The sequence below is a fragment of the Paracidovorax sp. genome, from assembly GCF_057642795.1.
On sequence record NZ_JBXYZY010000001.1, the window covers coordinates 164,587 to 182,834 of the forward strand.

14 protein-coding genes are annotated in these 18,248 nt (G+C 67.2%); 9 read left to right on the top strand and 5 right to left on the bottom strand.

What is annotated here, in order from left to right; genetic code table 11:
* Positions 1 to 3 precede the first annotated feature (3 nt).
* The 7 genes from AC3A84_RS00765 (at position 4) to AC3A84_RS00795 (ending at position 7,294) form a co-directional block, all read left to right on the top strand.
* Positions 4 to 672, top strand: a complete 669-nt coding sequence (locus tag AC3A84_RS00765) for an NADH-quinone oxidoreductase subunit J (RefSeq protein WP_487967848.1) — start codon at positions 4 to 6, stop codon at positions 670 to 672.
* Positions 669 to 977, top strand: a complete 309-nt coding sequence (nuoK, locus tag AC3A84_RS00770; protein ID WP_092937148.1) for an NADH-quinone oxidoreductase subunit NuoK — start codon at positions 669 to 671, stop codon at positions 975 to 977. Before AC3A84_RS00765 ends, nuoK begins: the two co-directional genes overlap by 4 nt.
* A 31-nt stretch (positions 978 to 1,008) precedes the next feature.
* A complete protein-coding gene (nuoL, locus tag AC3A84_RS00775; RefSeq protein ID WP_487967849.1) occupies positions 1,009 to 3,048 on the top strand; it encodes an NADH-quinone oxidoreductase subunit L in 2,040 nt (679 codons plus the stop codon).
* Between the two features lie 13 nt (positions 3,049 to 3,061).
* The gene (locus tag AC3A84_RS00780; RefSeq protein WP_487967850.1) at positions 3,062 to 4,537 is read left to right on the top strand and encodes an NADH-quinone oxidoreductase subunit M; all 1,476 of its coding nucleotides are present in this window, start codon (positions 3,062 to 3,064) and stop codon (positions 4,535 to 4,537) included.
* Positions 4,538 to 4,569: 32 nt separating this feature from the next.
* Positions 4,570 to 6,063: an NADH-quinone oxidoreductase subunit NuoN gene (gene nuoN, locus AC3A84_RS00785; RefSeq protein ID WP_487967851.1), complete on the top strand. Its 1,494-nt coding sequence runs from the start codon at positions 4,570 to 4,572 to the stop codon at positions 6,061 to 6,063.
* Between the two features lie 287 nt (positions 6,064 to 6,350).
* Positions 6,351 to 6,659: a DUF2818 family protein gene (locus AC3A84_RS00790; RefSeq protein ID WP_487967852.1), complete on the top strand. Its 309-nt coding sequence runs from the start codon at positions 6,351 to 6,353 to the stop codon at positions 6,657 to 6,659.
* Positions 6,660 to 6,766: 107 nt separating this feature from the next.
* Positions 6,767 to 7,294, top strand: a complete 528-nt coding sequence (locus AC3A84_RS00795; protein WP_487967853.1) for a DUF1178 family protein — start codon at positions 6,767 to 6,769, stop codon at positions 7,292 to 7,294.
* 123 nt (positions 7,295 to 7,417) lie between these two features.
* Here the strand turns inward: AC3A84_RS00795 and AC3A84_RS00800 are convergent, their stop codons facing one another.
* Both AC3A84_RS00800 and AC3A84_RS00805 read right to left on the bottom strand, forming a co-directional pair.
* A complete protein-coding gene (locus AC3A84_RS00800) occupies positions 7,418 to 9,295 on the bottom strand; it encodes an ABC transporter transmembrane domain-containing protein (RefSeq protein WP_487967854.1) in 1,878 nt (625 codons plus the stop codon).
* 194 nt (positions 9,296 to 9,489) lie between these two features.
* Complete coding sequence (locus AC3A84_RS00805; protein ID WP_487967855.1) at positions 9,490 to 9,861, bottom strand: hypothetical protein; 372 nt, start codon at positions 9,859 to 9,861, stop codon at positions 9,490 to 9,492.
* Between the two features lie 235 nt (positions 9,862 to 10,096).
* Between AC3A84_RS00805 and AC3A84_RS00810 the strand changes: the two genes are divergently transcribed.
* Positions 10,097 to 11,269, top strand: a complete 1,173-nt coding sequence (locus AC3A84_RS00810; RefSeq protein WP_487967856.1) for a glycerophosphodiester phosphodiesterase — start codon at positions 10,097 to 10,099, stop codon at positions 11,267 to 11,269.
* Between the two features lie 55 nt (positions 11,270 to 11,324).
* On the opposite strand, the gene mutL is transcribed toward AC3A84_RS00810, so the two are convergent.
* Positions 11,325 to 13,358 (bottom strand): DNA mismatch repair endonuclease MutL, encoded by a 2,034-nt coding sequence (mutL, locus tag AC3A84_RS00815; protein WP_487967857.1) that lies wholly within the window; start codon positions 13,356 to 13,358, stop codon positions 11,325 to 11,327.
* Between the two features lie 122 nt (positions 13,359 to 13,480).
* A complete protein-coding gene (locus AC3A84_RS00820) occupies positions 13,481 to 15,397 on the bottom strand; it encodes an EAL domain-containing protein (protein ID WP_487968215.1) in 1,917 nt (638 codons plus the stop codon).
* A 132-nt stretch (positions 15,398 to 15,529) separates the two neighbouring features.
* Here AC3A84_RS00820 and AC3A84_RS00825 point away from each other — a divergent pair, with 132 nt between their 5' ends.
* Positions 15,530 to 16,897, top strand: coding sequence for a glycerate kinase type-2 family protein (locus AC3A84_RS00825; protein WP_487968216.1), 1,368 nt, complete (start codon positions 15,530 to 15,532; stop codon positions 16,895 to 16,897).
* A 115-nt stretch (positions 16,898 to 17,012) separates the two neighbouring features.
* Here the strand turns inward: AC3A84_RS00825 and AC3A84_RS00830 are convergent, their stop codons facing one another.
* Positions 17,013 to 18,041: a porin gene (locus tag AC3A84_RS00830; RefSeq protein ID WP_487967858.1), complete on the bottom strand. Its 1,029-nt coding sequence runs from the start codon at positions 18,039 to 18,041 to the stop codon at positions 17,013 to 17,015.
* Between the last annotated feature and the right edge of the window lie 207 nt (positions 18,042 to 18,248).

Genomic DNA, 18,248 nt, shown 5'->3' on the forward strand with positions numbered 1-18,248 from the left:
TTCATGGACGCCAAGACTGGTTTCTTCTATCTGTTCTCGGTTGTGCTGCTCTATGCAGCCTTCCGAGTCATCACGGCCCGCAATCCGGTGCATGCCGTGTTGCACCTGATCCTCGCCTTCTCCCAAGCTGCGGCCATCTGGCTGTTGCTCAAGGCCGAATTTCTCGCCATCGCGCTGGTGCTCGTCTATCTCGGTGCGGTGATGGTGCTGTTCCTCTTCGTGGTGATGATGCTGGACATCCACATCGACACGGTGCGAAAGGGCTTCTGGCGCAACTTCCCGTTGGCAGCCTTCGTGGGTGCAGTGATCGCCCTCGAAATGGCGGCGGTGCTGATGGGCGGCTTCCGGGGTGTGGATGAGCCAAAGGCAGTCGCCGCCGTGGTCGACGCCGCGGGCCAGGTGGTGCCTTACTCCAACACGAAGGCCCTGGGCAAGCTGCTCTACACCGAGTACCTCTATCCGGTGGAGATCGCCGCCGTGATCCTGCTGGTGGCCATGATCGCTGCCATCGCACTCACGCTGCGCCAGCGCAAGGACAACAAGACCATCAACCCGTCGGAGCAGATCCGCGTGCGTGCCAGCGACCGCGTCGCCATGGTGAAGGTGCCCGCCACCCAGAAGGCTGCAGAGCCGGCGCCCGCCGCGCCCGCTGCCGAGGAGAAGAAAGCATGACGTTGACCCTGGGCCATTTCCTCTCGCTCGGCGCGATGCTGTTCGCGCTCTCCGTGATCGGCATCTTCCTGAACCGCAAGAACCTCATCGTTCTGCTCATGGCCATCGAGCTGATGCTGCTGGCTGTGAACATGAACTTCGTGGCTTTCTCCCACTACCTGGGCGACATGCATGGACAGGTGTTCGTGTTCTTCATCCTGACCGTGGCGGCGGCCGAATCCGCCATCGGCCTGGCCATCCTGGTTCTGCTGTTCCGCAACAAGTCCAGCATCAACGCGGAAGACCTCAACACCCTCCAGGGTTGATGGGCGCCGGACACAAGCAAGGTTCTCAAGAATGAGTCAAACCCTCTCTGCATCCATGCTCCTGGCGGTGCCTTTGGCGCCGCTGGCGGGTTCCGCGCTCGCGGGTATCTGGGGCACGGCCTTCGGTGGTAACAAGATCGGCCGCGGTGGCAGCCATTCGCTGACCATCCTGGGCGTGCTGTTGGCCTTCGTCCTGTCGGCCTTTACGCTCAACAGCGTGATCTCCGACGGTGCCCGCTTCGACCAGACCATCTACACCTGGATGGTGGTCGGTGGCCTGAAGATGGAAATCGGCTTCCTGATCGACAGCATCACCGCGATGATGATGTGTGTGGTGACCTTCGTGTCGCTGATGGTCCACATCTACACCATGGGCTACATGGAAGAGGACGACGGGTACAACCGTTTCTTCTCCTACATCTCGCTGTTCACGTTCTCCATGCTGATGCTCGTGATGAGCAACAACCTGCTGCAGCTGTTCTTCGGCTGGGAAGCGGTGGGCCTGGTGTCGTACCTGCTGATCGGCTTCTACTTCAAGAAGCCCACGGCCATCTTCGCCAACATGAAGGCCTTCCTGGTCAACCGCGTGGGCGACTTCGGCTTCATCCTGGGCATCGGCCTGATCGCTGCCTACACCGGCACGCTGAACTACGGCGAGATCTTCGCCAAGCTGCCCGAGATCCAGGGCACGCTGCTGCCCGGCACGGGCTGGATGCTGGTCACCGTGATCGCCATCTGCCTGTTCATCGGCGCCATGGGCAAGTCGGCCCAGTTCCCGCTGCACGCCTGGCTGCCCGATTCGATGGAAGGCCCGACCCCCATCTCCGCGCTGATCCACGCGGCCACCATGGTGACTGCCGGCATCTTCATGGTGTCGCGCATGTCCCCGCTGTATGAGCTGTCCGATACCGCGCTCAACTTCATCCTGGTGATCGGCTCCATCACGGCGCTGTTCATGGGCGTGCTGGGCATCATCCAGAACGACATCAAGCGCGTGATCGCGTATTCCACGCTGTCGCAGCTGGGCTACATGACCGTGGCGCTCGGCGCTTCGGCCTACTCGGTGGCCGTGTTCCACCTGATGACCCACGCCTTCTTCAAGGCCCTGCTGTTCCTCGGCGCGGGTTCCGTGATCATGGGCATGCACCACAACCAGGACATCCGCTGGATGGGCGGCGTGCGCAAGTACATGCCCATCACCTGGATCACCTTCCTGCTGGGCAACCTGGCGCTGATCGGCACGCCGTTCTTCTCGGGCTTCTATTCCAAGGACGCCATCATCGAAGCGGTGCATGCCACGAACCTGCCGGGCTCGGCCTTTGCCAACTTCTCGGTGCTGGCCGGCGTGTTCATCACCGCGTTCTATTCCTTCCGCCTGTACTTCATCGTCTTCCACGGCAAGGAGCGCTACGACCAGAACCCGGACGCGCACCACGACGACCACCATGCGCACGACGACCACCACGGCCATGGCCACGACGCCAAGCCGCACGAGTCTCCGCTGGTTGTGACCGGCCCCCTGGTGCTGCTGGCCATTCCGTCTGTCGTCATCGGTGCCATCGCGCTGATGCCGCTGCTGTTCGGCGACTTCTTCAAGGGCGTGATCCACGTCGATGCCGCCAAGCACGGCGCCATGGCCGAGCTGGCCGAATCCATCCATGGCTGGGTGCCGATGGCGCTGCACGGCTTCACGGGCATGCCTTTCTGGCTGGCGCTGGCCGGCGTGGTGTCGTCCTATGTGTTCTATCTGGTCAAGCCCGAATGGCCCGCCGCCATCAAGGCCGCGATGCAGAAGATCGGCGTCTATCAGCTGCTGGAAGCCAAGTACGGCGTGGACTGGGTCTATGAGAACGTGTTCGCGCGCGGCTCGCGCCTGCTCGGCACCGGTCTCTGGAAGGCTGGCGACCAGGCCGTGATCGACGGTCTGGTGGTCAATGGCTCGTGGAAGCTGGTCGGCCGCATCGCCTCGGTGGTGCGCTGGTTCCAGTCGGGCTACATCTACCACTATGCGCTGGTCATGATCCTGGGCGTGTTCGCGCTCATGACGTACTTCGTGTGGCTCAACAAGTAGGGGAAGAACAAAAATGGGTTGGTTGAGTCTTGCGATCTGGACACCGATCGCCTTCGGTGTCCTGCTGCTCGCCTTCGGGCGTGAAGAACATGCACGCGCCGTGCGCTGGCTGGCCCTGATCGGCTCGCTGGTCGCGCTGGCCGTGACGGTGCCTCTGTATGTCGGTTTCGACAACACCACCGCCGCTGCGCAGTTCGTCGAGAAGGCCATGTGGATCGAGCGCTTCAATGTGCACTACCACCTGGGCGTCGATGGCATCTCCTTCTGGTTCGTGCCGCTGACGGCCTTCATCACGTTGATCGTGGTGATCGCCTCGTGGGAGTCCATCACCGAGCGCGTGAACCAGTACATGGGCGCGTTCCTGATCCTCTCGGGCCTGATGATCGGCGTGTTCAGCGCGCTGGACGGCATGCTGTTCTACGTCTTCTTCGAAGCCACGCTGATCCCGATGTATCTCATCATCGGCATCTGGGGCGGCCCGAACAAGATCTACGCGGCGTTCAAGTTCTTCCTTTACACGCTGCTGGGCTCGCTGCTCATGCTGATCGCGCTGATCTACCTGTACAACCAGTCGGGTGGCAGCTTCGACATCGCCACCTGGCACCAGCTGCCGCTCACGGGCACCGCCCAGACGCTGCTGTTCTTCGCCTTCTTCGCGGCCTTCGCCGTGAAGGTGCCGATGTGGCCCGTGCACACCTGGCTGCCCGACGTCCACGTCGAGGCGCCTACCGGTGGCTCCGCCGTGCTGGCCGCGATCATGCTGAAGCTGGGTGCCTACGGTTTCCTGCGCTTCTCGCTGCCCATCGCTCCTGATGCCGCCCGCCAGTGGGCCTGGCTGATGATCGCCCTGTCGCTCATCGCCGTGATCTACGTGGGCCTGGTGGCCATGGTGCAGAAGGACATGAAGAAGCTGGTGGCCTATTCGTCCGTCGCCCACATGGGCTTCGTCACGCTGGGCTTCTTCATCTTCAACCCGCTGGGCGTGTCCGGCGGCCTGGTGCAGATGATCGCCCACGGCTTCGTGTCGGGCGCCATGTTCCTGTCCATCGGCGTGCTGTACGACCGCGTGCATTCGCGGGAGATCGCTGCCTACGGCGGCGTGGTCAACACCATGCCCAAGTTCGCCGCCTTCGCGCTGCTGTTCGCCATGGCCAACTGCGGCCTGCCGGGCACCGCCGGCTTCGTCGGCGAGTGGATGGTGATCCTGGGTGCCGTCAAGCACAACTTCTGGATCGGCCTGGGTGCCGCCACCGCGCTGATCTTCGGCGCGGCCTACACCCTCTGGATGTACAAGCGCGTGTATCTGGGCCCCGTGGCCAACGACCACGTGCGTGACCTGAAGGACATCGGCAGCCGCGAATTCCTGGTGATGGCCGTGCTGGCGATCGCCGTGCTGTACATGGGCATCTACCCCCGTCCGTTCACCGACGTGATGGATGTGTCGGTGGCCCAGCTGCTCCAGCACGTGGCGCTGTCCAAGCTCCACTGATTGATCCACCAGACTGAACCGAGAGAGACGAGATGATTGACAACATCAGCTGGCTGGCGATCTACCCCGAGATCGTGCTTCTGGTCATGGCCTGCGTGATCGCGCTGGTGGACCTGGGTGTTTCCAGCGCCCGCCGTACGGGCACCTACATGCTCACCATGCTCACGCTCACCGTGGTGGCCGTGCTGCAAGGCATCTACGCCAGCGGCGGCAACACCTTCTACGGCTGGGGCAACATGGTCGTGAGCGATGCCATGGGCAACTGGCTCAAGTGCTTCGCCACCGTGGCCATGATGGTCACCCTGGTCTATGGCCGGCCCTACGCCGCTGACCGCGGCATGCTGCGCGGCGGCGAGCTGTTCACGCTGTCGATGTTCGCGCTGCTGGGCATCTTCATCATGATCTCGGGCAACAACTTCCTGGTGATCTACCTGGGCCTGGAACTGCTCACGCTCTCCAGCTACGCGCTGGTGGCCCTGCGCCGCGACCACACCACAGCCACCGAAGCCGCGATGAAGTACTTCGTGCTCGGCGCCATGGCCAGCGGCTTCCTGCTGTACGGCCTGTCGATGCTCTACGGCGCGACCGGCTCGCTGGACATCGGCCAGGTCTTCAAGGCCGTGAACTCCGGCCAGATTCGCCATCAGGTGCTGGTGTTCGGCCTCGTGTTCGTGGTGGCCGGCCTGGCCTTCAAGCTGGGTGTCGTGCCTTTCCACATGTGGATTCCCGACGTCTATCAAGGCGCGCCCACGGCCGTCACGCTGGTCATCGGCGGCGCGCCCAAGCTGGCGGCCTTCGCCATCACCATCCGCCTGCTGGTGGACGGCCTGCTGCCGCTGGCCATCGACTGGCAGCAGATGCTGGCCGTGCTGGCGATCGGCTCGCTGCTGGTCGGCAACCTGGCGGCCATCATGCAGACCAACCTCAAGCGCATGCTGGCCTATTCCACGATCTCGCAGATGGGCTTCGTGCTGCTGGGCCTGATGTCCGGCGTGATCCAGGGCAACGTGGACGCGACCGCGGTCGAGAACGCCTACAGCTCCGCCATGTTCTACGTGGTGACCTATGTACTGACCACGCTGGCGGCTTTCGGCGTCATCATGCTGCTGGCCCGCGAAGGCTTCGAGAGCGAGGAAGTGGCCGACCTGTCCGGCCTGAACCAGCGCAGCCCGCTCTATGCAGCCGTGATGTCGATCTGCCTCTTCTCTTTCGCCGGTCTGCCTCCGCTGGTGGGCTTCTACGCCAAGCTGTCCGTGCTGCAGGCCCTGGTGGCTTCCGGCCAGACCGCGCATCTGGTGCTGGCCGTGTTCGCGGTGATGATGTCGCTGGTCGGCGCCTTCTACTACCTGCGGGTGGTCAAGGTGATGTACTTCGACGCGCCGCTGACCGCTGCCCGCGTCTCCGCCCCGATCGACGTGCGCGTGGTGCTCACGGTGAATGGAGCCCTTGTGCTGGTGCTGGGCTTGCTGCCTGGCGGCCTGATGGCACTGTGCGCTGACGCCGTGGTGCGCGCGCTGGCTACCTGAGCGGGCGTCATCGCCGCTCAGGCATCTGCTTTGCAGATGCCCTGGATCACATGAACGGGAGTGCGGTACCTTGGGGCCGGCTCCCGTTGTCGCTCGTGGGGGTATGCTGCCGTCGCGGGCGGCCGAGCTTTGGATGTTTCGTCTCGCGTAGCGGCAGTCCGCAGCCCCTAGTGCGTCGTGATGCGCACGAGCTGCTTGCGGTTTCGCAGTGTTTTCTCTTGTCCCACTTCCCTGCCTGAACGGCGGCATCGCTACCGCTGCGTCGTACGGGCCTTACGGATCAAACCATGTCCCAAACAGGAGCCATCTGGCTGGTGATCTTGGCGGCCTTGCTCGCCGCCAATCTGCCCTTCACGAACGATCGCTGGTTCGCCGTCGGCCCTGCCGCGTCGGCCGGTGGCAAGCCGTTGATTGGTCGGGTGGTGGAGATGGTGGTGCTGTATTTCCTGGTGGGCGGCTTGGCGCTCATGCTGGAAAAGCGCGCCGGGCAGATCGCCCCTCAGGGCTGGGAGTTCTACGCAGTCACCGCCACCTTGTTCCTGACGCTGGCGTTTCCCGGTTTCGTCTATCGCTACCTGCTGAAGCGGCGTGGTTGAAGCGGCCTGCCGTTCGGCATCGCAGCTCTATAGACATGCTGGGGCCGACAAGCACCGCACTTCCATAGCAACTTGCCATCCACCGGCCTGAACGGCTTTGGCATTCCATGAAGGTTCTCGATCTTTTCTGTCCGAACGACCACGCTTTCGAAGGCTGGTTCGCCTCCGAAGACGACTATCAGTCGCAGCTGCAGCGTGGCCTGCTGCAATGCCCGCTCTGCGGCAGCGGCGACATCCGCAAAGGGCTGAGCGCGCCCCGGCTCAACCTTGGTGCCCGGGCGCCGGCCGTCGAGCAGGCCGCTGTGCAGGCTGCGTTGCCAGGGTCCAGCCAGGGTTCCAAAGGCCCCCTGGGTGCGCAGGCTCCGGCCCTGACGCCCGACCAGATGCACCACGCGCAGGCCGTGCAGCAGCAACTGCAGGCGGCATGGCTGCGCGTCTCGCGTGAGATCGTGGCCCGTACGGAAGACGTGGGGCCGCGCTTCGCCCAGGAGGCGCTGGACATGCATCGCGGCGAGATCGAGGAACGCCCCATCCGGGGCCAGGCCACGCGCGAAGAAGCGGCGCAACTGCTGGAAGAGGGCGTGGCCCTGCTGCCGCTGGCCTTGCCCGCAGCGGCCAAGGAAACTCTGCAGTAAGAGCGGCTGACAAATCCCTCCCGGTGTCGTTGCCGCATCTTGTCGCACTACTTACTCGTACTGCCTGCGGTGCAGCGCCTCGCCAGAACCCCTTCGCTGGGTTTTGTCCGCCGCTTTGAGCCGTCAGTCGCTCGGGGCTTTCGTGCTGGCGCCTGAACTCTTGGTCGCGTGCGGGCCTTGGCCGGTGAACTGCAGCGCCGCCAGCCGGGCATAGACGCCTTGTCGGCGCATAAGATCTTCGTGCCGGCCTTCCTCGACGATACGCCCCTGGTCCATCACGACGATGCGGTCCGCGTTCTGCACCGTGGCCAGCCGGTGGGCGATGACCAGGGTGGTGCGGCTGCCGCCCGGGCGGTGCATGGCGGCCTCCAGCGCCGCCTGCACCATGCGCTCGCTCTCGGCATCCAGCGCGCTGGTGGCCTCGTCCAGCAGCAGCACGGGCGCGTCCTTCAAGAGCGCTCGCGCGATGGCCATGCGCTGGCGCTGCCCGCCCGAGAGGCGCACGCCGCGCTCGCCCAGGAAGGTGTCGTAGCCCTGAGGCAGCGCTTCGATGAAGCCGTGGGCGAAGGCGGCACGGGCGGCGGCGGTTACTTCGGCATCGGTGGCGGCGGGGCGCCCGTAGCGGATGTTCTCGCGTGCCGAGGTCGAAAAGATCACCGCATCCTGCGGCACGATGGCGATGCCCTGGCGCAGCCGCTCCAGCGACAGGGTGCGGATGTCCTGACCGGTCAGCGTGATGCGGCCGGCATCGGCCGGGCTGCGGCCCAGGTCGTAAAAGCGCTGCAGCAGCTGGAACACCGTGCTCTTGCCGGCGCCGCTGGCGCCGACCAGGGCCACCGTCTCGCCGGGGTGCAGTGCCAGGTCGAAGGACTGCAGCGCAGGTACTTCCGGCCGGGAGGGGTAGGAGAAGTGCACGTGCTCGAAGGCCAGCGCCGCCGTTCCCTGGCCCGGCGTGGCCGGCAGGGTCGATGCGTGGGCGGCTCCGGGCACCGATACGGCGGGCACCGTGCTGTCCAGCAGCTCCATCAGCCGCTCGGTGGCGCCGGCGGCGCGCAGCAGGTCGCCATAGACCTCGCCCAGCACGGCCACCGCGCCGGCCAGAAACATCACGTAGATCACGGTCTGGCCGAGCTGCCCGGCCGACAGCGTGCCCGCGATGACGGCCTGCGTGCCCTGGTAGAGGCCCCAGAGCAGCGGCGCGGCGTTGGCGATGATGATGAAGGCCACCAGCACGGCGCGCGCGCGGCTGCGGCGCGTGGCGGTGTTGAAGGCGGCCTCGGTGGCGGCGGCGAAGCGATCGGCCTCGCGCTCTTCGGCCGTGAAGCTCTGCACCACCGCGATGCCGTTGAGCACCTCGGCCGCGATGGCGCTGGCGTCGGCCACCCGGTCCTGGCTGTCGCGCGAGAGGCGGCGCACCCGCCGCCCGAACCAGAGCGTGGGTAGCACCACCACACCCACGGCTATGAAGACCAGCACCATGACGTAGGGGTGGGTCCACACCAGCATGGCCAGCGCGCCCAGGGCCAGCACGGCATTGCGCAGGCCCATGGAGAGCGACGAGCCGACGACGGTCTGCACCAGCGTGGTGTCCACCGTCAGGCGCGAGAGCACCTCGCCGGTCTGCGTGGTCTCGAAGAATTCGGGGTTCTGCCGCAGCACATGGGCATAGACGGCGTTGCGCAGATCGGCCGTCACGCGCTCGCCCAGCCAGCTCACCATGTAAAAGCGCGCCGACGAGAACACGCCCAGCGCCATCGCCACGCCGAACAGCGCCGCGAAGTGCTCGCGCAGCGCCAGCACTTGCCCGCCCCGGTCGGGCGTGAGCAGGCCCTGGTCGATCAGTTGCCGCAGCGCCAGCGGAAACGCCAGCGTGGCTAGCGCCGCCAGCAGCAGGAACACCAGTGCCAGTGCGATGCGGCCCGCGTAGGGGCGCAGAAAGGGCAGCAGGCCTGCCAGGGCGCGGGGTGGGGCGGACGGCAGCGGGGTGGTGGCGGATGGCATGCGGCCAGTGTAGGCGGGTGGGCGGACGGGGGCGCCGTTCCGCCGGCGGATGTCACCCCGCAATGGCTTTGAGCGCTGGCTGATAGAGCGCCTTGTGCTATTGAATGTATAGCATCATCGCGGCCGTTCGGGACCGCTGCGGCCGCCGTCGCCCGCAGCCTGCAGCGGGTGCCATGCCCGCAGCGCGGCACATGTCAATCCGGGCTGAATCGCTGCCGGAAAGCCTCGGCGAAGGACTGTGTGCCGCTCAGGGAGAAGGTGAGCGAGTGCCGCTTCCCGGGCGAGCCGCCCACAACCGGCAGCAGCCGGCGCGATGCGGCGTCGTAGCGCAGCGGCTGCAGCGCGCTGCCGTCGCCGGGCTCGTGCTGCAGGTCGAAGTCCCAGGTGCCCCCGTCTTCCCAGGCCCCTTGCTGACCCGGAAACTCGGCGTGGGCCCAGGCCAGCACCGCAACCACCTCCGACTCCCATGCGGGCACCTGGGCACTCGGCACATGGGCGATGGCATCCCAGTTGGCGATGCCGTCATCGTCTTCGCTGTAGTCGAATTCCAGGTAGTGCAGGGTCATGGGGTCGAGGTGCGGAAAAGGAGCCCCTGGATTGTGCGTCGGGATTTGCGGGGGCTCATGCACCATGTTGAAACCCTGCTGGCGATGTGATGTGCAATATTGGTGCGATCGGATGCACCGGATTGGTGTGCGCCTGTCTTGCGTCCGTCATCGAATCCCCGCAGAGTGCGAGGGAGTCCGTGATGGTGAACGCGCCTGCGGCGTCCCTCGGACAGCATCAAGAAAGGCGATCTCCATGCAATTGACCGCGAAGTTGAGTTCTTCCGCCGCCCTGGCGGCCCTGGCTGCTGCCGCGGCGCTCGCCGGATGCGGCGGCAACGATGGGGCACCCACCCTCGAAGGCCGCAAGGCCCTGGTGATCGGCCACCGCGGCGCGGCGGGCTACCTGCCCGATCACACGCTGGAGGGCTACCGCCGCGGCATCGAGATGGGCGCCGACTTCATCGAGCCCGATCTGGTCTCCACCCGGGACGGCGTGCTCATCGCCCGCCACGAGCCCAACATCACCGGCACGACCGACGTGTCCACCCGCCCGGAATTTGCCAGCCGTAAGACCAAGCAGGTGGTCGATGGCGTGACGGAGGAGGGCTGGTTCGCCTCTGACTTCACGCTGGCCGAGATCAAAACCCTGCGCGCCGTGCAGCCCCTGGCCGAGCGCGACCAGTCGTTCAACGGCCGCTTCCAGATCCCCACGCTCAACGAAGTGCTGGATCTGGCCCGCAGCGAAGGCCAGCGCCGGGGCCGCACGGTGGGCGTCTATGCCGAGACCAAGCACCCCACCTACCACGCCCGCCTGGGCCTGCCGCTCGAAGACCGCCTGTTGGCCACGCTCGCGCAATACGGCTACACGGCCAAGGATTCGCCCGTGATCCTGCAGTCGTTCGAGGTCTCCAACCTCAAGTACCTGCGCGGCAAGACGCAGGTGCGGCTGGTGCAGCTGGTGGATGCCAACGACGTCAACTCCGACGGCAGCATCGACCTGACTGCGCCCTACGACAAGCCCTACGACTTTGCCGTGGCGGGCGACAGCCGCACCTTCGCCAGCCTGCTCACGCCCGCGGGCCTGAAGGAAGTGAAGACCTATGCGGACGGCATCGGGCCGTGGAAGCCCTACCTGATCCCGACGCGCCTGCTGGACGACAACCGCGACGGCAAGCCCGACGACCGCAACGGCGACGGCCGCATCGACGAAAGCGACCGCGTGCTGATGGCGCCCACGCAGGTGGTGGCGAACGCGCACGATGCGGGCCTCTTCGTGCATCCCTACACCTTCCGCAGCGAAGGCAAGCGGCTGGCCTCGGACTACCGTGGCGATCCCAAAGCCGAATACCGCCGCTTCTTTGCGCTGGGCGTGGACGGCGTGTTTTCGGATTTTCCCGATCAGGCCAAGGCGGCCCGCGACGACTGAGGAGCGCCGGGCCCGGCATGGCACGCCTGCTGAGCCGGGCCTGCCTACCCGCCGCTCACCGGCCGCGCAGGAAGAGCGCGTCCAGCTCCTTCATGCTGAGCTGCCGCCAGGTGGGCCGGCCGTGGTTGCACTGGTCGGAGCGGTCGGTGGTTTCCATCTGCCGCAGCAGCGCGTTCATCTCGTCGATGGTGAGCCGCCGGTTGGCGCGCACCGCGCCGTGGCAGGCCATGGTGCCCAGGATCTCATTGCGCGCGCGCTGCACCACGGTGCTGGCGTCGTGCGCGGCCAGTTCGGCCAGCACGCTGCGCGCCAGCTCCACAGGGTTGCCCTGCGCCAGCGTGGTGGGCACGGCGCGCACGGCCAGGGTGCGTGGCGAGAAGGGCGAAATCTCCAGGCCCAGCATTTCCAGCGTTTCGGCCTGGGCTTCTGCGGTGGCGACTTCTTCGGGCGTGGCGGCGAAGGTGGCCGGGATCAGCAGCGGCTGGCTGGCGATGCGCGCAGCGCTGTCCACCTGGGCCTTGAGGCGTTCATAGACGATGCGTTCGTGCGCGGCGTGCATGTCCACCACGATCAGTCCCTGGGCGTTCTCGGCCAGGATATAGACGCCGTGGATTTGTGCGACGGCGCGGCCCAGTGGCCAGGTGGGGGCCTCGGCGGCGGGTGTCTGTTCCCGCTCGGCAGGGGCCGGTGCGGCGGCCGTGCCCCAGGCCAGCGCGGGCGGCGTGGCGGGCGGCTCGGCGCCGGATGGGGCCGCGGGGTCGGTCAGGGTCGCGGCGGCTGCTGGCATGAAGCTCGGTTGCGGCGCGAGGCCGGTACCGAAGGCTGCGGGCGCTGGCGAGGGCGTGCCCCAGAGTGCCTGCAGGTCGGACACCTTGTGACCCGGTCGTTCATCGAATTGGATAGCGCTCTGCGCTTGCGGATAGGGCGCTGCGGGGCGATTCGGCACTGAAAACGTCGGCACGCCGACGCCCAGGCCAGCGGCCGGCGCTGCGTCGCCGGCAGAGGCGCCGGCCGCTGCGGCTGCCTGTGCCAGCGCCTGGGCGCGCGGTGCGGCCAGGGCGTTCTCGACCGCGTGGCGCACGGCCTGATGCACTTCGCGGCTGTCGCGGAAGCGGACCTCGATCTTGGTCGGGTGGACGTTCACATCGACGCGCAGCGGGTCGATTTCGACGTACAGCGCATACACCGGCTGCTTCTGGCCGTGCAGCACGTCTTCGTAGGCGCTGCGGGCCGCGTGCGTGAGCACCTTGTCACGCACGAAGCGGCCGTTGACGTAGCAGAACTGCTGGTCGGCCCGAGAGCGCGCCGCATCCGGCAGGCCCGCACGGCCGGTGACGGTGACCGCGCCCACGCGGTGGCGCACCGGCACCGATTCGGTGAGGAACTCTTCGCCCAGCACGTCGGCCAGGCGGCGGGCCAGGGCCTGCTGCAGCGCGTCGGCGTCATCCGCATCGGCCGTGGCGGCCAGCGTGGCGCGCCACTGCTCCACCAGCTTGCCTTCGTGCCAGATGGCGAAGCCCACGTCGGGCCGCGCCAGCGCATGGCGGCGCACGGCTTCGACGCAGTGGGCCAGCTCGGTGGCGTCGGTCTTGAGGAACTTGCGCCGCGCGGGTGTGGAGAAGAAGAGTTCCTTGACCTCGACCGTGGTTCCCACGCTGCGCGCGGCCGGCCGCAGCTCGCCGCTGCGCGCATCGAGCAGGAAGGCGCTGGCCTGCTGCGCTGTGCGCGAGAGCAGGGCCATTTCCGACACCGAGGCGATGGCGGCCAGCGCCTCGCCCCGGAAGCCCATGGTGGCGACCGATTCCAGGTCGTGCAGGTTGGTGATCTTGCTGGTGGCGTGGCGGCGCAGGGCGACGGGCAATTCTTCCTGCGGAATGCCGCCGCCGTCGTCCTCCACCGCGATCAGGCGCACGCCGCCGGCCAGCAGGCGCACGGTGATCTGGCGGGCGCCGGCATCGAGCGCGTTGTCCACCAGCTCGCGCACGGCTGAAGCGGGGCGCTCGACCACTTCACCCGCGGCGATCTGGCTGATCAGCTCGTCGGGCAGGTCACGGATGGGGCGGCGGGGCAGGGGCAATGGGGCGTTCACTGGCCGATTTTAGGTGGCTCCCGCCGCAGACTCCTTCGCGTGTCCCTCCGAACGTCTTCACGGTCTTTTCGGGATCGCGATGGCACTGCAACGCGATCCCCGCAGCGGCCTTGCGCACGTTCTCAGGCTGCCAAGCCCTGGGTGGTGCCGTGGGGCAGGGCGGCGAGAGCCGGTGCAGCGGGGGGCGGTGCCTCGGTCCAGAGTTGGCGGCCGGCCTGCATGGCAGAGGCCGGCAGGCACACGATGCCGCTGGCCGAGAGCTTGGCTTCGTGCTTGGCCAGTGCCGCGAGGTTGGCGACCTCCTCGGCATGCTGCACATGGCCCGGCGCGATACGCACCGCGCCGATGGACAGCGTGGTGCAGTGGAAAAAGCGTTTGACGCCATGGCGGTCTTCTGCCCAGATGCCGCCCGCGTTGCGTGCTTCGGCGTCGAAGAGTTCGCGCGACTGGCGGTTGAAGTCAGCCAGCAGGTCGCGGCAGCGCTGCAGCCAGTTGACGCTCTGGAAGAGCAGCATGAAATCGTCGCCGCCCACATGGCCGACGAAGTCGCGCTGCGCGTCGCAGTGCGACATGGCCAGACGTGCCAGCAGGCGGATCATCTGGTCGCCGCGCCAGTACCCGTAGTGGTCGTTGAACGGCTTGAAGTGGTTCAGGTCGGCATAGCAGGCGACGAATTCGGCACCGCCGTCCAGCAGCCGCTGCATGTGCAGGCTGGTGGGGATGTTGCCGGGCAGGAAAGTGAGCGGGTTGGCGTGGCGTGCGGCCTCGATGCGCGCCTCTGTCACGCTGCGCACCAGTTGGTCGCCCGTGCCCAGGCCCACGTAGCGCCCGTTGTCGGTCACGACGAAGCCGTCGTTCAGGTAGCGCTGGTCCTGCGACGTGAGGATGCCCACCAGCTGGTCCACGTCGCAGTCCAGCTCGACAACGCGGGGCGCATGGTTGGCGATGGTCCCGCAGGGCTTGCGGCCATGCACTTCGCGGAAGTAGAGCGTGGCGTAGTGATTCATGAACTGCTGGCGGTTGATGAGCGCCACGGGGCGGGTGCCCTCCAGCACCGCCAGCGCGTGCAGTTCGGTATGGTTGCTGAAGAGGCGGGCCACCTCGTCGTTGTGCGTGTCGGGCGTGACGGTGGGCGCATGCACCACCAGCAGGTTGCGCAGGATGCCCGGCCGCGCAGCGTGCGTCTGGTGCGGCAGCACGGCCACACGGCGGTCGTGCAGCGTCCGGTGCGCAGCCTCTTCGATGAGCGCCCGCGGTGCCTGGGCCGGGCGGCCCAGCAGGTAGCCCTGGCCGTAGGGGATGTCCAGGTCGCGCAGCGCGCGCAGGTCTTCGTCGGTTTCGATGCCCTCTGCCACGAGCGTGGTGCCGAACACCTCGGCAATGCCCTTGATGGCCTGCAGCATCTGCAGCTTCTCGGGATGGACTGCGATATCGCGCACGAAGTACTTGTCGATCTTCACGAAGTCAGGCTTCACCTCGGCCCAGAGGCGCAGGCTCGAATGGCCGTCCCCGAAGTCGTCCAGCGCCAGCCGGGCCCCGCAGGCGTGCACGGCACGCAGCGCGTGCAGCAGTCCGGGCATGTCGGAGACGCGTTCGTGCTCGGTGATCTCGATCACCAGCATGCGCGCCGCCACGCCGAGGCTGCGCACCTTGCTGCCCAGCAGGCCTTCGCCGCAAAGGGTCACGGCACGCACCAGGGTATCGGCGCTGATGTTCAGGAAGAGCCGGCCCGCGCTGCCCTGGCGGCCCCACTGCTGCAGCGCGACGACCACGCAGAGCATTTCGAAATCCTGCAGCAGTCCTTCTTCGCGGGCGCACTGCAGCAGCGCGTCGGGGCGATGCAGTGCGCTGCCCTCGGGGCCGCGTATCAGGGCCTCGTGTGCATAGATGGTTCCTTCTCGCAGATCGGCCAGCGGCTGGAAGACGCAATGCAGCAGGCCGCGGCGCATCAGCTGTGCGAGGGGGCCGCAGCCTTGCCGCGCTGCGGGGGATAGAAAATCCAGGGCGGCGCCGTGCCGCTCCAGCGCGAAGAGGTCCATGGTGCTGCCGCCGCAAAGGGAAGTGCCAACCATAAGTCTTTGCGATGACGAACGCGTGACATCGCTTGCTCGCCCGGAGGGCGTCCGGCCACATTCCACAGCGCGGCACTGCACAATCGCGCCATGCCTGACATGCTCCCTGCCGACGCCCGCCCGCCACTTGCCGCGGCTCTCGCCACCGATGCCACCAGCGCCCTCGCGGCGCCGCAACGCGATCTGCTGCGCTCGCTCTATGAGGCCGCCGTGCGCAGCGCACAGCCGCTGCACACGCTCGGCGCGCATCTGCCCGCGCCGCCGCCCGGCGGGCGCACGGTGGTGATCGGTGCAGGCAAGGCCGGCGGCGCCATGGCGCAGGCCGTGGAAGCGCTCTGGCCGGCGGATGCGCCCCTTTCGGGATTGGTGGTGACGCGCTACGGCCATGTGCCGCCGCGCCCGGCCGGACTGCCGGAGCGCATCGAGCTGGTGGAGGCGGCCCACCCGGTGCCTGACGCGGCCGGACTGCAGGCGGCGGAGCGCATGCTCACGCTGGTGCAGGGCCTGACGCCGCAGGATCTGGTGCTCTGCCTGATCTCGGGCGGAGGCTCTTCGCTGCTGACGCTGCCGGCCGAAGGCCTGAGCCTTGCGGACAAGCAGCGCATCCACCAGGCGCTGCTCGACAGCGGCGCCGGCATCGCCGAAATGAACTGCGTGCGCAAGCATCTCTCGCGCATCAAGGGCGGGCGGCTGGCGGCAGCGTGCGCGCCAGCGCGGGTCGTGACCCTGGCCATCAGCGACGTCCCAGGCGACGACGTTTCGGTGATCGCCAGCGGCCCCACGGTGGCCGATGCCGGCACCTGCGCTGATGCGCTGGATATCCTGCGCCGCTACCGCATCGACGTGCCAGAGGCCGTGCGAGAGCGGCTGGAAAGCGGCGCACTCGAAACGCCGAAGCCCGGCGATGCGCTTTTCGCCGGCCATAGCGTGCAGCTGATCGCCACGCCCCGGCAGTCGCTGCAGGCAGCGGCCCGGGCGGCGCGCGAGGCCGGCTGGACGGCGCACATCCTGAGCGACGAAATGGAAGGCGAATCGCGCGACGTGGGCCGTGTGCATGCCGCGCTGGCGCGCGCCGTGGCGCTGCATGGCGAGCCCTTCGCGCGGCCCTGCATCATCCTGAGCGGTGGGGAGACCACCGTCACCGTGCGCCCGCGCCGCGAGGGCGCCGAACGCGGCCGGGGCGGGCGTGCCGGGGAGTTCTGCCTGGGCCTGGCGCAGGCGCTGCAGGGCCAGCCGGGCGTGTGGGCGCTGGCGGCCGACACCGACGGCATCGACGGCGTGGAGGACAACGCCGGCGCCTTCGTCACGCCCGACACGCTGGCGCGCGCCGCCGCGGCCGAGCGCCGCGTGGCCGACCACCTGGACCGCAACGACGCCTACGGCTACTTCGCCGCGCTGGGGGATCTGCTGGTCACCGGGCCCACCCATACCAACGTGAACGACTTCCGCGCGCTATTGATTGAATAGCGCATGGCGCAGTCTGCGTGCGCGCTGCGCCGCAGAAATTCATGAAAAAAGGCACGCCGGAGCGATCCGGCGTGCCTTTTTGCAGAGAGGGGCAGCCAAGGGGCTGCCCGCGCCATCAGAAGCGGTGGCGGATGCCCAGGCCCAGGCTGGTGCCGCTGGTCTGGTTGGTGATCTTGTCGTTCATGACCACGGCGTAGAGGTCGGTGCGCTTGGACAGGAAGTGGTCGTAGCCGATGGTGAAGGTCTTGCGGTTCACGTCGGGCGTGGACCACTCGGTCTTGACCCATTCGGCCAGCAGCTTGCCGGTGCTGCCGACAGGCGCGGAGGCGCCCACCTGCAGCGTCTTGCCCTTGGTGCTCGCGGCGTCGGCGATCTTCTTCTCGCCGTAGCTCAGGTAGGGCTTGACCATGCCGAAATCGTAGGCGCCCAGCAGCATCCAGTACTTCTGGTTGTTGGGCAGCAGCGTGGTGGCGGCGGGGTTGGTCACGTCGGCGTTCTCGTAGAAGCCGGTCAGGGTCAGCGGGCCGCCGAAGTAGAAGAAGTTGGCGCCGTAGTTGTTCTTGCCGCCCTGGCCGGGCTGCTCGCCGAACTGGTACTGGACGTTGGCGGACAGGCCGTTGAACGTCGGCGTGGTGTAGGCGATCTGGTTGGACCAGCCGGTGTCAGCGGGCGTCATGGCGCGCCAGCCGGAGCCGTTGAACAGCGGCACGTCCTTGTGCAGGATCAGGGGCGAGAAGGTGAACGAATCGCCGAAGGGGTTGCCGATCACGGAGGGTAGGAAGTTGGGTGCCATCCAACGGCCCAGCAGCACCGAGCCGAAGCCGCCCGACAGGCTGACGTTGGCGTCGCGCGAGAAGAAGGTGTCGTTCTGGAAGCGGCCCTGCGTGCCCGTGTCCATCTTGATGAACGAGGTCAGCTGGAAGTTGGCCTTCAGGCCGCCGCCCAGGTCTTCCGTGCCCTTGAAGCCGAACCACGAAGTCGTCATGCCGCCGCTGTCCACCACGGAGCGTCGGCCGGCATCGCCAGCCATCTTCATCGAGCCGACGTAGATGTCGCTCAGGCCGGTCAGCGTGACAGTGCTTTGCGCATGGGCGGCTGCGCCGCACACGAGAGCAGCGCCGACGGCGATCAGGGTTTTTTTCATGGGTTCTTCCTGCAGGTGGTGAAGGGGCCGAAGCGGTCGGCCCGGAGGTCGTGGATTTCGCGCCGCTCGGCCAAGGGCTGGCGGCGGCTCCCGGATTGGATGCGAAGACGTATCCAATTGCAATGCTCGAAAGCAAACTCCGTGCCGTGTGTGTCTGTTTTACGACTCCCGAAGGCGGCACCCGCCGGGACGCGTGGAGAGCCGGTT

Bases quoted from the DNA above. Each gene is read 5' to 3' on its own strand.
- AC3A84_RS00795 (WP_487967853.1), top strand. From the start codon at position 6,767: ATGAAGGTTCTCGATCTTTTCTGTCCGAACGACCACGCTTTCGAAGGC.
- AC3A84_RS00790 (WP_487967852.1), top strand. From the start codon at position 6,351: ATGTCCCAAACAGGAGCCATCTGGCTGGTGATCTTGGCGGCCTTGCTC.
- AC3A84_RS00820 (WP_487968215.1), bottom strand. From the start codon at position 15,397: ATGGACCTCTTCGCGCTGGAGCGGCACGGCGCCGCCCTGGATTTTCTA.
- nuoL (WP_487967849.1), top strand. From the start codon at position 1,009: ATGAGTCAAACCCTCTCTGCATCCATGCTCCTGGCGGTGCCTTTGGCG.
- AC3A84_RS00825 (WP_487968216.1), top strand. From the start codon at position 15,530: ATGCTCCCTGCCGACGCCCGCCCGCCACTTGCCGCGGCTCTCGCCACC.
- AC3A84_RS00800 (WP_487967854.1), bottom strand. From the start codon at position 9,295: ATGCCATCCGCCACCACCCCGCTGCCGTCCGCCCCACCCCGCGCCCTG.
- AC3A84_RS00765 (WP_487967848.1), top strand. From the start codon at position 4: ATGGACGCCAAGACTGGTTTCTTCTATCTGTTCTCGGTTGTGCTGCTC.
- nuoN (WP_487967851.1), top strand. From the start codon at position 4,570: ATGATTGACAACATCAGCTGGCTGGCGATCTACCCCGAGATCGTGCTT.
- AC3A84_RS00780 (WP_487967850.1), top strand. From the start codon at position 3,062: ATGGGTTGGTTGAGTCTTGCGATCTGGACACCGATCGCCTTCGGTGTC.
- AC3A84_RS00830 (WP_487967858.1), bottom strand. From the start codon at position 18,041: ATGAAAAAAACCCTGATCGCCGTCGGCGCTGCTCTCGTGTGCGGCGCA.
- nuoK (WP_092937148.1), top strand. From the start codon at position 669: ATGACGTTGACCCTGGGCCATTTCCTCTCGCTCGGCGCGATGCTGTTC.
- AC3A84_RS00810 (WP_487967856.1), top strand. From the start codon at position 10,097: ATGCAATTGACCGCGAAGTTGAGTTCTTCCGCCGCCCTGGCGGCCCTG.
- AC3A84_RS00805 (WP_487967855.1), bottom strand. From the start codon at position 9,861: ATGACCCTGCACTACCTGGAATTCGACTACAGCGAAGACGATGACGGC.